The sequence below is a fragment of the Micromonospora sp. MP36 genome (genome assembly GCF_008119785.1).
Taxonomy (GTDB): domain Bacteria; phylum Actinomycetota; class Actinomycetes; order Mycobacteriales; family Micromonosporaceae; genus Micromonospora.
This window is the reverse complement of the sequence record NZ_VSFA01000001.1, coordinates 1-12,836: the sequence shown is the minus strand read 5'-3', so window position 1 is coordinate 12,836 and position 12,836 is coordinate 1. Positions and strand designations below refer to the sequence as shown.

Annotated in this window: 12 protein-coding genes; 4 read left to right on the top strand and 8 right to left on the bottom strand. The window is 72.9% G+C overall.

Going from position 1 to position 12,836, the window contains the following annotated elements; genetic code table 11:
- Positions 1 to 114: 114 nt before the first annotated feature.
- From FXF52_RS00055 to FXF52_RS00050, 3 genes are all read right to left on the bottom strand, one after another.
- Positions 115 to 642 carry a tRNA adenosine deaminase-associated protein gene (locus tag FXF52_RS00055; protein WP_148793047.1) on the bottom strand — a complete coding sequence of 176 codons (528 nt, stop codon included), beginning with the start codon at positions 640 to 642 and terminating at the stop codon, positions 115 to 117.
- 118 nt (positions 643 to 760) lie between these two features.
- Positions 761 to 931 carry a hypothetical protein gene (locus FXF52_RS41405; protein WP_187413258.1) on the bottom strand — a complete coding sequence of 57 codons (171 nt, stop codon included), beginning with the start codon at positions 929 to 931 and terminating at the stop codon, positions 761 to 763.
- Positions 932 to 1,003: 72 nt separating this feature from the next.
- A complete protein-coding gene (locus FXF52_RS00050; protein ID WP_187413257.1) occupies positions 1,004 to 1,396 on the bottom strand; it encodes a hypothetical protein in 393 nt (130 codons plus the stop codon).
- Positions 1,397 to 1,523: 127 nt separating this feature from the next.
- On the opposite strand from FXF52_RS00050, the gene FXF52_RS00045 reads away from it, so the two are divergent.
- Together FXF52_RS00045 and FXF52_RS00040 are read left to right on the top strand one after the other, a co-directional pair.
- The gene (locus FXF52_RS00045; protein WP_148793046.1) at positions 1,524 to 2,276 is read left to right on the top strand and encodes a M23 family metallopeptidase; all 753 of its coding nucleotides are present in this window, start codon (positions 1,524 to 1,526) and stop codon (positions 2,274 to 2,276) included.
- A gap of 70 nt (positions 2,277 to 2,346) precedes the next feature.
- Positions 2,347 to 3,417 (top strand): PHP domain-containing protein, encoded by a 1,071-nt coding sequence (locus FXF52_RS00040; RefSeq protein ID WP_148793045.1) that lies wholly within the window; start codon positions 2,347 to 2,349, stop codon positions 3,415 to 3,417.
- A gap of 115 nt (positions 3,418 to 3,532) precedes the next feature.
- Here FXF52_RS00040 and FXF52_RS00035 read toward each other — a convergent pair whose 3' ends face one another.
- Complete coding sequence (locus FXF52_RS00035; protein ID WP_148793044.1) at positions 3,533 to 4,510, bottom strand: DMT family transporter; 978 nt, start codon at positions 4,508 to 4,510, stop codon at positions 3,533 to 3,535.
- A 156-nt stretch (positions 4,511 to 4,666) separates the two neighbouring features.
- Between FXF52_RS00035 and FXF52_RS00030 the strand changes: the two genes are divergently transcribed.
- The gene (locus FXF52_RS00030; protein ID WP_148793043.1) at positions 4,667 to 6,337 is read left to right on the top strand and encodes a DUF885 domain-containing protein; all 1,671 of its coding nucleotides are present in this window, start codon (positions 4,667 to 4,669) and stop codon (positions 6,335 to 6,337) included.
- A gap of 64 nt (positions 6,338 to 6,401) precedes the next feature.
- Here the strand turns inward: FXF52_RS00030 and FXF52_RS00025 are convergent, their stop codons facing one another.
- The 3 genes from FXF52_RS00025 to nudC all read right to left on the bottom strand — a co-directional run bounded on the left by FXF52_RS00025 (position 6,402) and on the right by nudC (position 10,023).
- On the bottom strand, positions 6,402 to 7,988 hold the full coding sequence (locus FXF52_RS00025; RefSeq protein WP_148793042.1) for a DUF6114 domain-containing protein: 1,587 nt from the start codon (positions 7,986 to 7,988) through the stop codon (positions 6,402 to 6,404).
- A 96-nt stretch (positions 7,989 to 8,084) separates the two neighbouring features.
- Positions 8,085 to 8,645 carry a DUF6230 family protein gene (locus tag FXF52_RS00020; protein WP_187413292.1) on the bottom strand — a complete coding sequence of 187 codons (561 nt, stop codon included), beginning with the start codon at positions 8,643 to 8,645 and terminating at the stop codon, positions 8,085 to 8,087.
- Between the two features lie 454 nt (positions 8,646 to 9,099).
- The gene (gene nudC, locus FXF52_RS00015; RefSeq protein ID WP_148793040.1) at positions 9,100 to 10,023 is read right to left on the bottom strand and encodes an NAD(+) diphosphatase; all 924 of its coding nucleotides are present in this window, start codon (positions 10,021 to 10,023) and stop codon (positions 9,100 to 9,102) included.
- 181 nt (positions 10,024 to 10,204) lie between these two features.
- On the opposite strand from nudC, the gene FXF52_RS00010 reads away from it, so the two are divergent.
- Positions 10,205 to 12,025, top strand: a complete 1,821-nt coding sequence (locus FXF52_RS00010) for a VanW family protein (RefSeq protein WP_148793678.1) — start codon at positions 10,205 to 10,207, stop codon at positions 12,023 to 12,025.
- Between the two features lie 73 nt (positions 12,026 to 12,098).
- On the opposite strand, the gene FXF52_RS00005 is transcribed toward FXF52_RS00010, so the two are convergent.
- The gene (locus FXF52_RS00005) at positions 12,099 to 12,818 is read right to left on the bottom strand and encodes an NADPH-dependent F420 reductase (RefSeq protein ID WP_255471666.1); all 720 of its coding nucleotides are present in this window, start codon (positions 12,816 to 12,818) and stop codon (positions 12,099 to 12,101) included.
- Between the last annotated feature and the right edge of the window lie 18 nt (positions 12,819 to 12,836).

Genomic DNA, 12,836 nt, shown 5'->3' with positions numbered 1-12,836 from the left:
GGGCCGACCCGGCCCAGCCGGCCAGGGGTCGGCTGACCGGGGCGTACCGTCTCCAGGGCCGGGTCGGTGGCGTCGGCCGGCTCCGCGGCACCGGGCACCACCGACTCGGACCGCTCAGACCTCACGCAGCTCCTCGACCTCGTCCGCGCAGCCCAGCACCTGGCAGATCTCGGCGGTCACGTCGGCCGGCATCATCCCCTCGTGGGCGCAGAGGGAGAGCAGCTTCTGCGCCGAGATGCCCAGGTCGGCGAGGAGGTCGGCGTCGCCCACCGGGTCCGCCTCCGGGTCCACCGCCGGCTGCTCGCTCTCCTCGTCGCCACCGGTGGCCGCCCGCGGCTCCTCGGTGTCCTCCAGGCCGGTGACCGAGGTCTTCAGGTCGCCGACCAGCAGGGCGCCGAGCCGGGACTCCTCCGCGTACGCCGAGTCGGAGCCGAAGACCCGCAGGTCCTCACCCTCGTCGAGGCGCAGGATGACCAGGTAGGTGTCGTCGGCCTCGACGAACAGCAGCGACAGGTCGGCGTCCGGCTCGACGTCGCGCAGCCGCTCGGCGACGTCGTCGATGTCGGTGACACCCCGCAGGTTCACCTCGTCGGCGGTCCAGCCGCCGTCGACGCGTGCCACGGCAGCAGCGAAGTACGACACGGTCCCCCCAAATTGGCCTCGGCAGCACGCCGACTCGTCACGCGTGCACGTTAACCGGTCGGGTCGGCGGGCGACCGGTCAACGCCCCGAAGGGCCGGCCGTTCCTGGAGAAAGTCGGTCAGCCGGCGATGCGCCGGCGGGTGGCGATGAGCTGGCGCAGGCGCTCGGTGCGGACCCGCTGCGGCCGCTCGCGCTGACGTACCGCGCGGGCACCCGCCAACTCGGCGAGGAGTTGCAGGCGACGGCGGCTCCGGTCGGGGTCGAGCCGCGGCGGGGTGGTCCAGGCCATACCGCGAGCGTGAACCGTCACCACGCGAACGTCAAGACGGCCTTCGCTGCGCAGCGAACCGTGCACCGATGGTCACCAGAGCGGCCAGTCCCCACTCTGCGCCCAGCGGACCGCGACGACCGCCGCCGCGATGCTCCACCCGCCCGACGTGACGATCGCCACCCCGGCCGCCACCCCCCGGTCGCCGTACCTGACCAGCGCGGCGGCGGCCAGCCAGGCCAGCCCGCCGGCGACCAGCGTCCACCAGGCGTAGCTGGACACGTCGTGGCCGAGCAGGCCGAACAGGAGCAGCCAGGCGAACGCGGTCACCGCGCCGGCCGAGACGCCGCCACCGGTGACCGGGTACGGCTCGCGCCAGCTGGGCCGCATCGGCGCCCCGGCGGGGAAGAGCCCCGAGGGGGTACGCGGCGGCGGATGCACCGGGCCCGGACCGGGCTCACCGGGTACGGCGGGCCAGCCGTTCATCGCCTCTGCTCCCTTCACGGACCGGGGACGTACCGAGGTGACGCGGCGCGACCCCGCTCGCGCCCGTCCGGACGCGCACCGGGTCTCGCCGTTCGTCCCTACCGTAGTGGTCTGCCAGGATGGCCGGATGCGCTCGCGATCGACCGGACGCCGGCTGGGCTCGGTGTACCCGGTCCTGCTGCTGCTCGCACCGGCCCTGATCGCCGGGTGCGGCCCCGCCCCCCGCCCCGCCCCGACCGGCGGCAGCGCGTGGCAGAGCCCGAGCGCCGCCGCCCCGGCGCCACCGTCCCCCGCGCCGAGCACCGCCGCGCCGGCCAGCCCGTCGCCCACGCCGGCCCGGTCCGACCTGCGGCACGTCTTCCCCGTCCGCGCGGACAACGTGGCGTACCACCCGACCCACTCGGCGTACCCGGGGACGGACATCTTCGCCGACTGCGGCGAGCCGGTCGTCGCGGTCACCGACGGCGTGATCCTCGAGGTGAGCCGGGTGGACCGGTTCGACAAGCGGGGCCCGCGCGGGCCGTACAACGGGGGCCTCTCGGTCGCGCTGCTCGGCGACGACGGCGTCCGCTACTACGGCTCCCACCTGAGCGCGGTCGGCACCGGCGTCGACCCCGGCGTACGCGTCCGCGCCGGCCAGGTCCTCGGCAAGGTGGGCCGCACCGGCAACGCCAACAACGTGTGCCACCTGCACTTCGGCCTCTCCCCGAAGTGCCAGGGTCACGACGACTGGTGGATCCGACGGGGCGTGGTCTGGCCGGCCCCATACCTGAACTCGTGGCGGAAGGGGGGCAACCGCGGGCCGGCCGCCGAGGTGACGGCCTGGCAGCGCAAGCACGGCTGCCCGAAGGCCCCGACCACGGGCGGCGACGCCGGCTGACCGGTGTCCACTCCCGACACTCCGCGACACACCCGGGCGGCCGGCGGCGCGGGCGCGTAGGTTGCAGGGCATGACTGCCCGGGATCCCATCGCCGACCTGCGCCGGATCGCGTTCCTGCTGGAGAAGGCGAACGAGGCCACCTACCGGGTCCGGGCGTTCCGGTCGGCGGCCAACGCGCTTGCCGCCCTGCCCGCCGGCGAGGTGGCCGTACGCGCGCGCGGCGGCAAGCTCACCGAGCTGAGCGGAGTCGGCGACGTCACCGCCCGCTGCGTGGTGGAGTCGCTGGCCGGCGAGGAACCGGTCTACCTGCGCCGGCTGCTCGCCACCGAGGGCACCGACCTCGACGCGGCCGCCGCCGCGCTGCGGGACGCGCTGCGCGGCGACTGCCACACCCACTCCGACTGGTCGGACGGCGGCTCACCGATCGAGGAGATGGCCCTGGCGGCGGTCGAGCTGGGGCACGAGTATCTGGTGCTGACCGACCACTCGCCCCGGCTGAAGGTGGCCCGGGGGCTGACCGCGGAGCGACTGCGCCGGCAGCTCGACCACGTGGCCGCGGTGAACGAGGCGCTGCCGAAGGGCTTCCGCATCCTCACCGGCATCGAGGTGGACATCCTCGCGGACGGGTTGCTGGACCAGGACGAGCAGCTGCTGGCCCGCCTCGACGTGGTGGTCGGCTCGGTACACAGCGGCCTCAACGACGACCGCGCGAAGATGACCCGGCGGATGCTCGCCGCGATCGCCAACCCGCACCTGGACATCCTCGGGCACTGCACCGGGCGGATGGTGTCGTCTCGTCCGGCCGGGGTGACCGGGCCGGGCGACCGGGGGCACCGGGCGCGTACCCGCAAGGAGAGCGACTTCGACGCGGACGCCGTCTTCGCGGCCTGCGCGGAGCACGACGTCGCCGTCGAGATCAACTCCCGGCCCGAGCGGCAGGACCCGCCCAAGCGGTTGATCCGTCGCGCTCTGGAGGCCGGCTGCCGGTTCGCCATCAACACCGACGCGCACGCCCCCGGCCAGCTCGACTGGCAGCGGTTCGGCTGCGAACGCGCGGCCCTCTGCGGCGTCCCGGCGAATCGGGTGATCAACACCTGGAAGGCGGACCGCCTGGCCAAGTGGGCAGCCAGCCGCCGTTGAGCGGGCGGTAGGTCGCCGCGGTGGCGGTGTCCCGGAGGTCAGGACACCGCCAGCTCGCCGACCCGGCGGCCGGATCCGGCGATCCGCGCTGACCGCCGGACGGCGGGCTCGGCGGTCAGCGCGGGGCCGCGGGCTCGGCGGCTCGCACGGCGGGCGCGCCCACGGCCGTCCGGGGCCGGCGCCGGCCGAGCACGCCCTGGGCGACCGCGACGCCGAGGAGCACGACGAGCGCACCCACCGGCTGGTGCCAGTTCATCCGCTCGCCGAGGACCAGGGCGCCGATCAGCACGGCGAAGACCGGGATCAGGTACGTGACGGTGGAGGCGGTGCTCGCCCCGGCGAGCCGGATGTTGCGCAGGTTGATCACGAAGGCCAGCCCGGTGCCGAGCGCGCCGAGCGCCAGCACGCTGCCCACCACCCGGGCGGACAGGCCGGTCGGCACCGGCGGCGCCCCGGCCACCAGGGGCGCGACCACCGCGAGCTGCGCCGTCGCGACCAGCAGCTGTGCCGCCGACAGCGACAGACCGGAGTACGCGCTCCCCGCGATGAACTTCTTCTGGTACGGGATGGCCACGCCGTAGCAGGCCGCCGCTCCGAGGCACATGAGCTGGCCGGTGAAGTGCGACCCGCCCACGCCCTCCCAGACGCCGAGCACCACCAGCACGCCGGTGAAGCCCAGCGCCAGCCCGACCGCCCGCCGCACGGTCAGCCGCTCGGTGCGGAACACCAGCACCGCGAGCGGCAGCACGATCAGCGGCGTGGTCGCGTTCCAGATGCCGGCGAGCATCGACTCCACCCGCTGCTCGCCGAAGCCGAACAGGGTGAACGGCAGGGCGACGCCGAAGGCGGCGACCACCAGCAGGTGCGCCCAGACCCGGGGCTCGCGGGGCAGCCGGTCGCGCAGCACGGCCAGCACGACCAGCAGGGTCGCCGCGCCGGTGGCGACCCGGTAGAGGGTGAGGTGCAGCGGGTGCAGCTCGGTCACCCCCACCTTGATGAAGAGGAAGCTGGAACCCCAGATCGCGCCGAGTGCGAGAAAGCCGGGCAGCCAGCTCCGCAGGGCCGCCCGGTCAGGAGTCAAATCCGCTGTCACTCCTGACACTCTGCCGGAGGGATACGACGAAGTCCCGCGAAAATCGGACCCCGTGTCGACCGTCACGGCAACCCTCCGGCGACAGCCTCGCGGAGCGATCGTGAACACGGCAAACACCGTCGACAACGGGGTGCCGGCGTCACGTAGGGTCGCAGCGTGGGACGAATCGATGACCTCGCCAACCGGTACGTGGCCGACTGGGCCCCGCTGACCCCGACCGGCGCCACCTACGTCGGCATCGCCGGCTACGACGACCAGCTCGACGACCTCTCCCCCGAGGGGTACGCGGCCCGCGCCGACCTGGTCCGGCGCACCCTGGCCGACCTCGACGTGACCGAGCCGGACTCGGAGGCCGAGCGGACCGCCAAGGAGGCCATGCAGGAGCGCCTCGGGCTGGAACTCGCGCGCTACGAGGCCGGCGAGAGCAGCAGCGAGATCAACGTGATCGCCAGCGGGCTGCACGAGATCCGCATGGTCTTCGACCTCATGCCGACCGAGGGCGACGACGCCAAGGCCAACATCGCCACCCGGCTCAACCGCTTCCCCGCCGCCCTCGAGGGTTACAAGCGCACGCTGCGCGAGGCGGCCACCGCCGGCCACATCAGCTCCCAGGTGCAGCTGGTCGAGGTCGCCAAGCAGTGCGACATCTGGACCGACCCGAACGGCGACAACTTCTTCCACGGCCTGGCCGAGCGGCTCGGGGCCGACGGCGCGCTCGGCGCCGAACTGCGCAAGGGTGCCGCCGCGGCGACCGCGGCCACCGCCGAGTTCGGGCAGTTCCTCCGGAACGAACTGGCCCCGCAGGGCCGGCAGAAGCAGGCCGCCGGCCGGGAACGCTACGAGCTGGCCTCGCAGTACTTCCTCGGCGCGAAGGTCGACCTCGACGAGACGTACGCCTGGGGTTTCGCGGAGCTGGCCCGCCTGGAGTCCGAGATGCGGGCGGTGGCCGCCCGGATCGTCGGCCCGGGGGCGACCATCGACGACGCGGTCCGGGCGCTGGACGCCGACCCGGCGCGGACCATCCAGGGCAAGGAGGCGTTCCGGGACTGGATGCAGGCGCTCGCCGACAAGGCGATCAGCGAGCTGCACGGCACCCACTTCGACATCCCCGAGCAGGTCCGCCGGATCGAGTGCTGCCTCGCCCCGACCAGCGACGGCAGCATCTACTACACCGGCCCGAGCGAGGACTTCTCCCGGCCGGGCCGGATGTGGTGGGCGGTGCCGCAGGGCATCACCGACTTCTCCACCTGGCGTGAGGTGACCACCGTCTACCACGAGGGCGTGCCGGGCCACCACCTGCAGGTCGCCCAGACGGCCGTCCGCGCCGACCTGCTCAACCGCTGGCAGCGGCTGCTCTGCTGGGTCTCCGGGCACGGTGAGGGCTGGGCGCTCTACTCCGAGCGGCTGATGGACGAGCTGGGCTACCTGGAGGACCCGGGCGACAAGCTCGGCATGCTCGACGGGCAGGCGTTCCGGGCGGCCCGGGTGATCGTCGACATCGGCATGCACCTGGAGCTGGAGATCCCCCGGGACAACCCGTTCGGCTTCCACCCGGGCGAGCGCTGGACGCCGGAGCTGGGCTGGGAGTTCATGCGGGCGCACTGCCGGGTGCCGGACGAGAACCTGCGCTTCGAGCTCAACCGCTACCTGGGCTGGCCGGGGCAGGCGCCCGCGTACAAGGTGGGCGAGCGGATCTGGCTCCAGGCCCGGGAGGAGGCGAAGGCCCGCAAGGGCGCCGACTTCGACCTCAAGGAGTTCCACCGGCAGGCGCTCGACCTGGGCTCGCTGGGGCTCGACCCGCTGCGCCGGGCGCTGGCCCGGCTGTAGCGACGACCGACGGCCGGGAGTGGAGGAAGCCTCCGCTCCCGGCCGTTTCGCGTGTAAGGCCGGCTCAGACCAGGTCGAGCTTGAGCGTCGGCTTGGCGGTGAGCACGTTGCTGTCGACGAACGCCAGGTCGATCACCGGGTCGGTGAAGGTGAGCGGCACGGGCGAGGTGATCGGGAGGCCGTCCGGGAACGGCAGGTCCGGGGTGAGGGTGATCGGGATGCCCAGGAACCGCGCGGAGAACCGGGTGGTGTAGAAGGCGACGTCGCCCTGGACGGTGAGCTGGTCGGTGACCTTCCGCATCGTCTTGCCGGCCGGCCCGTCGGCCTGGAGGACGAAGTCGTCCGTCACGCCCTTGTCCATGGTGAACTTCAGGCACTTGAGCGTGCCGTCGGCGGTGGGCAGGTCGACGATCCCGTCGAAGTGCAACCCGGTCATGGTCACCTTGGAGCCGGTGAGCTTGGCGGGCTTGGCGGCGACCCGGGGCTGCCCCGGCTCGGCGGCGATCCGGGGGAGCGGCTTGCCGACCTCGACCGGCTTCGGCTTGGTCGGTGCCGGGCTGGCGCAGGGCTCGGCGTCCGGCTTCGTCGGCGCGGTCGGCCTCGCCGAGGTGCTGCTGCTCGGCGTCGGTGCCGCGCTGGTGGTGCTCTCGCTCGGACTGGGGCCGGTCGTGGTCACGGCTGGCAGCGGCTCCGCGGCGGCCGCCGGGTCATCCGTACTGGCCGGCGTGGGCGCGGTGCCGGCGTCGCCACCCGTGAAGAGACCGGTAATACCGTCGATGATGTTGGTCAGCAGGTTGCCGTCGGAGTCCTTATTCACCGCCGCCGCGCTCGGGCTCGGCGAAGCGGACGCCGAGGCCGTCGGGCTCGGCGCCGGCGAGCTGGCGGTCGGGCAGGCGGCGGGTGCGGCGACCGCCGGCTGGCCGCCGTGGAGCGCGATCAGGCCGACCGTGGAGACGGTGGCGAGCACCAGCAGGATTCCGTACAGCTTCGGGTCGCGGTGACCGGAGCCGGGCGGCGGCCCCGACGGGTCGACCGCCGGCAGCACGTGAGTGCGATCCGCCCCGGCCTCCGGCTCGGCCGGGGTCGACTCGCGCAGCGGGTTGCGCGGCGGCGGAAGGGTGTCGGTGAGCGGCCCGTCGGTCTCCTCCTCGCGCTGCCGGGGCAGCAGTTCGTCGATGAGGGCCGGCTCGTCCTCGGCCTCCTCGCCCTCCCGCGGCTCGTCGTCGACAGCCGGTCCGGGCTCCTCAGTGGTGGGCGCCGGACGGCCGGGCACCCAGGCGAAGCCGAGCGCGGCACCGGTGATGCCCAGCAGCATGCCGATGAAGAAGCCGCCGAAGTTGACCCCGATCAGCGAGTAGACCGCCGTCACCGCCGCGATGACCGAATAGAAGATCCGCTGCTGCGGGGTGAGCCACATGAGCAGGCCGCAGACCACCAGGATGGTGGGGATCAGCCAGGCGAGGAAGCCGGTCGGCCCCATCTTGAGCGTGAGGCCGGCCAGGGTCGCCTGGGTGGTGCCGAAGATCTCCACTCCGGCGAGCACGGTGAACAGGCCACCCCAGAACGGCCTGCTCCGCCGCCAGCGCCGGAAGCCGCGCCAGGCCCTGGTGATCCCTCCAGGTCGGGCGTGCTGCGCGTCCGCGGTCGTCACGTACTCCTCCTACGAGCGGTGCGGTGATACGAGGGGATGGCCGAACACGACGGGAGGTCCGCGGAGGGCGCGCCCTCCGCGGACCTCCCGGTCCGATCAGTAGAAGCACTCCTTGCCGGCGGCGTCGCCGAACGCGTACACCTTCAGCTTCAGGCCCTTGAGGTTGAAGGTGCCGGCCGTGGTGTAGCGGGCGACCTGCTCAAGACCCTTGATGGTCACGTGGTCCGCGCTCTGGCCGAAGGAGCCCTCCAGGGCGGCGGGGTTCAGGTCGGTGGCGTCCTGGCCGATCTTGATCTTGGTGAACGTCGCGTCGCCGGCGAGCGAATCCATCGCGATCAGCATGCCGTCGGCGGTCGCGGGCTCCTTGCCCTTGCCGGCCTCGATCCGGAGCACGACCGGCAGGTTGGGCAGGCTCGCGTTGACCGACTGGCAGAGGTTGTAGAGGTCCGCGTGGCCGATCTCGGAGAGCGCGACCGGCTGGGGCACCGTCTTGCCCTTCTCGTACACGACGCCGCCGTACTGCTTGAAGCCGTCGCCCTCGAGCCGGGTCGCGCCGACCTTGAACGCGGTGCCGGACACGGTGATGTTGGCGGCGATGGCGCCGTTGGCCATGCCGAAGACGATGCCGCCGGCGACGGCCGCAGCGGGGATCGCCATCGCGGCGAAGCGACGCCAGCGAGTGCCGCCACGCAGTTGGCGGTCTTCCGAATCCTTCACGGGGTCCTCCTCGAAGGGGATGACGTCACCGATCGCGGGAGCGCGACTCGGGACAAGGGGGAAAAGCGTGGGGCGCTCGCGGTGCCGTTGTGCCGACGGACCGCGCGGTTACGCGGATTGGATGCTCTCGCGAAGCGACAGAGCTCACAAGTACCTAGCTACTGACCGGTAACAGGCTCGCGATAACAAGATCATCCTTGGTTACCGGCGGTTAACATCGGGACGACCACCAGCCAGGGGCAAACCATCGCGATTACGACACGAAGGCAGAGAGGTCTCACCTGTGGTAGCGGTCACCGGTCTTCGTCACAGTTCGGTAACGGCCGGCTGACAAACCGCTGTGGATGATACGCCGGTCACCCGTCCGGCGGAACCGGCGGACCGTCCGGCGCGGTCAGCTCCGCCCGTTCAGCCACGACTCCAGCAGGTGGTGATCGATCGAATCGATCCGGCCCAACCGGCGCCCCTGCGCCAGCCGCGCCCGCAGTTCCGCCCGGCTGAACCAGCGGGCCGCCACCACTTCCTCACCGTCGACCCGTACCTCGGTCGAGGCCGCCGTGGCCCGGAACCCGACCATCAGCCCGGCCGGGAACGGCCACGCCTGCGACCCCTGGTACGCCATCCCGGTCACGGTCACCCCGGCCTCCTCGGCCAGTTCCCGGCGGACGGCGTCCTCCAGGCTCTCGCCGATCTCCACGAAACCGGCCAGCGTCGACCAGGAATCCTCGGCCGCGCCACGGTGCCGGGCCAGCAGACACCGGTCCGGCTCGCCGGGCGCCTCCACCAGTACGATGACCGCCGGCTCGATCCGGGGGAAGAGCACCCGCCCGCAGTCCGGGCCGGTGCAGGAGCGGACGTGCCCGCCGTCCCGGGCCGCCGTCGCCGCGCCGCAGCCCCCGCAGTACCGCTGGCCCCGGTGCCAGTGCAGCAGCCCCTTGGCGTACGCCTGCACGGCCGCCTCGGCCGGCGTCAGCCCACCCACCAGAGCCCGTACGTCCACCGCCTCCGCCGCGCCGGCCAACGCCAGCGCCTCCGACTCGGGCCGGCCGGAGAGGTCCACGGCGAAGACCGCCCGCCCCGCGTCCAGCCCGAGGAAGACCCTCTCGTCGGCGGCGGCGCGCAGCCCGGCCGCGTCGACGGCGGCGCACCGCACCGGTACCCGGTCCGCCGAGACCAGGCAGCGGTCCCGCCAGAACGGCAACACCACGCTCTCCCGGTCGGCCAGCCGCGCCTCGACCCATCCGGGATCGGCCCGCAGCCCACCCGCCCGGTCCAGCCACCCGCCGCCGTACGCCAGAGCCTGCTCATCGGTCCGCACCCGCACACCGTCCCACGGCCTCCGTCGGTGCGGGACCCCGGGGCTGATCGCCGCGACCCCGGCAACACGCCTCCCTCGCGCCCCCTGCCGCAGACTCCCGGCCGGCCCGAGCGTTGGTTACCGTAGGTGTCTTCCGGGTGGGGGGAGGGACCCCCACGTGGTACTCCTGATCGAGGTTCCTGTGACGCTGTACGGCGACAAACTGCCGCCCGCCGACGACCGGCCCACCGTGCGGGTCACCGCGGTGAACTGGCCGGACGACGAGCCGGAACCCACCGTCGCGCCGACACCCGACCGGCCCGGCGGCGGCCAGCGGTCCCGGCGGGGCCGGATGCTGCTGGCCGGCGGGATCGTCGCGGCCGTGCTCGTCGCCGGCACCGGTCTCGGCGCCTACGCGTACGCCGGGGACGTGCCCCGGGGCACCATGGTCCTCGGCGCCGAGCTGGGTGGCCGGAGCCGGGCCGAGGCGGTCCGGGCGCTGCGGGCCGAGCTGGACCGCCGGGCGGCCGCCCTGAACGCCCCGCTCACCGTCACCGTGGGCGAGAAGAAGACCGAGGTGAAACCGGCCGACGTCGGGCTCGCCATCGACGTGGACGCCACCGTGGCGGCGGCGGCCGCCGCCGAGGCGCACCCGGTGAGCCGGCTCGTCGGCTCCCGTACGGTCGACCCCGTGGTCACCGTCGACGCTGCCCGGCTGGACGCCACGCTGCGCCAGGCCCTAGGGGACCAGGGCCGGGAGATGACCATGCCGGCCATCATCTTCACCGGCACCACCCCGAAGCCCGTCTACCCGAAGCCGGCGCTGACGGTGGATTCGGCCGGCGCGGCCGACGTGGTGAAGGCGGGCTGGCTCGCCGGCAAGCCGGTGACCGTGCCGCTGGTCGAGAAGTGGCCGGCGACCAGCCGGGAGGAGGTCGACCGGCTCATCGCCGAGCTGGCCAAGCCCGCGGTGGCCGCCCCCGTCACGCTCTCCACCGACCGGGGCTCGATCAGCATCCCGCCCGCCGCCATCGCCAGCGGCCTGCGCTTCTCCGCCGACGACGCGGGCAAGCTGACCCCGCGCGTGGACGCGAAGCGGCTGCGTAGCGCCCTCGGCGACCGGCTGGCGAAGGTCGAGGTGGCGCCGAAGGACGCGGGCCTGACCATCAGCGGCGGCAAGCCGAAGGTGGTCCCCGGTCGGGCTGGACAGCAGGTCGACTCGGCCACGCTCAGCCGGGAACTGCTCGCCGTCCTACCGAAGGCGAACGGCCGCACGGTGACCGCCCAGTTGACGCCGGCCGAGCCGGAGCTGACCGAGGGGAAGCTGGCCGAGCTGGGCATCAAGGAACGGGTCTCCACCTTCACCACCCGGTTCCCGGGCGGCCTCTCCTCGCCGCGCAGCCAGAACATCGTGCAGGCGGCCAAGGACGTCGACGGCGCGATCGTGAAGCCGGGCGAGACGTTCTCGCTCAACAGCCACACCGGCGAGCGCGGATACGACCAGGGCTACCAGGACGCGCCGACCATCGTGAACGGCAAGCTGGTGCCGGGCGTGGGCGGCGGCGTCTCACAGTTCACCACGACGCTGTTCAACGCGACCTACTACGCGGGCCTCGAGGACGTCGAGCACAAGCCGCACTCGTTCTACTTCAGCCGCTACCCAGCGGTGATCGAGTCGACCATCTACTGGCCGCAGCTGGACTTCAAGTTCCGCAACAACACCCCGCACGGCGTCCTCATCGACACGTCCTACACGTCCAGCACGATCACCGTGTCGATCTGGAGCACCAAGATCTACGACAGCGTCACCACCGAGTACGGCCCACGCCGGAACATCACCCAGCCGAAGACGGTCTACCTGGACCCCGGCCCCAAGTGCATCTCCGCCGCAGGCAGCGTGGGCTTCGCCCAGGACGCGTACCGGGTCATCAAGAAGGACGGCAAGGTCGTCAAGCGGGAGAAGTTCAGCTGGCGCTACGACCCCGAGCCCCGCTTCATCTGCGGCACCAAGCCGGCCGACTGACGTCCGCCGAGGTCAGGCACGACAAATGCCCCGCCGGCCCGATCGCCGGCGGGGCATTCTCTTCGGGTACGCGTCAGGGCCGGGCCCCGGCCAACCCCTGCCGTACGCCGTCCGCGTCGCGGTCGGTCCCGTAGACCGGGGAGCCGGGCTGCTGCCGCCAGCTCTCGTCGAGCGAGCCAGCGTCCACCGGTTCGAAGCCCAACTCGTCGACCAGTTGCATGACCAACCGCTTGGCGTCCGGGTCGTCCCCGGCCACCGGCAGGGCGATCCGGTCCGGCGCACCGGCCGACCGGCCCAGGTCCATCAGATGCGCGGCCTGGATGTTGTTGAAGACCTTCACCACCCGGGCGCCCTTGAGGTGTTCCGCGGTCCACCGGCTGGAGCTGAGGCTCCGGTCGAGCAGCTCCCCGATGTCGCCGTCCCGCTGTGGGTAGTAGTTGTTCGCGTCGGCGACCAGGGCACCGTCGAAGAGGTCCGCCGGCAGGTCCGGTACGACCTTGACCGGCACGGCGAGGACGACCAGGTCGGCACCCTGCACGGTCTCCTCCAGCGTGCCCGCCATGGCACCGGTTTCCGCCGCGAGATCGCCCAGGCTCTGCGGCCCGCGCGAGTTGGTCACCACGACGTCGTGGCCGAGCGCCCGGAGGCGACGGGTGAGGGTGCCACCGATGTGGCCGGAGCCGATGATTCCGATGCGCATGGCCGCACTCCTCCCTTCCGCCGGCGCCCGGCGGTCAGTTCCCGGTCCCGCACCGACCGTACGAGACCCGGACGGCGGTACGCGCGGATTCACCGAAGCTCTCGGAGAACA

What these genes read in the sequence shown, in the direction of transcription:
- FXF52_RS00040 (WP_148793045.1), top strand. Translation starts at nt 2,347, where the DNA reads ATGACTGCCCGGGATCCCATCGCCGACCTGCGCCGGATCGCGTTCCTG.
- FXF52_RS00020 (WP_187413292.1), bottom strand. Translation starts at nt 8,645, where the DNA reads ATGGCGATCCCCGCTGCGGCCGTCGCCGGCGGCATCGTCTTCGGCATG.
- FXF52_RS00045 (WP_148793046.1), top strand. Translation starts at nt 1,524, where the DNA reads ATGCGCTCGCGATCGACCGGACGCCGGCTGGGCTCGGTGTACCCGGTC.
- FXF52_RS41405 (WP_187413258.1), bottom strand. Translation starts at nt 931, where the DNA reads ATGGCCTGGACCACCCCGCCGCGGCTCGACCCCGACCGGAGCCGCCGT.
- FXF52_RS00050 (WP_187413257.1), bottom strand. Translation starts at nt 1,396, where the DNA reads ATGAACGGCTGGCCCGCCGTACCCGGTGAGCCCGGTCCGGGCCCGGTG.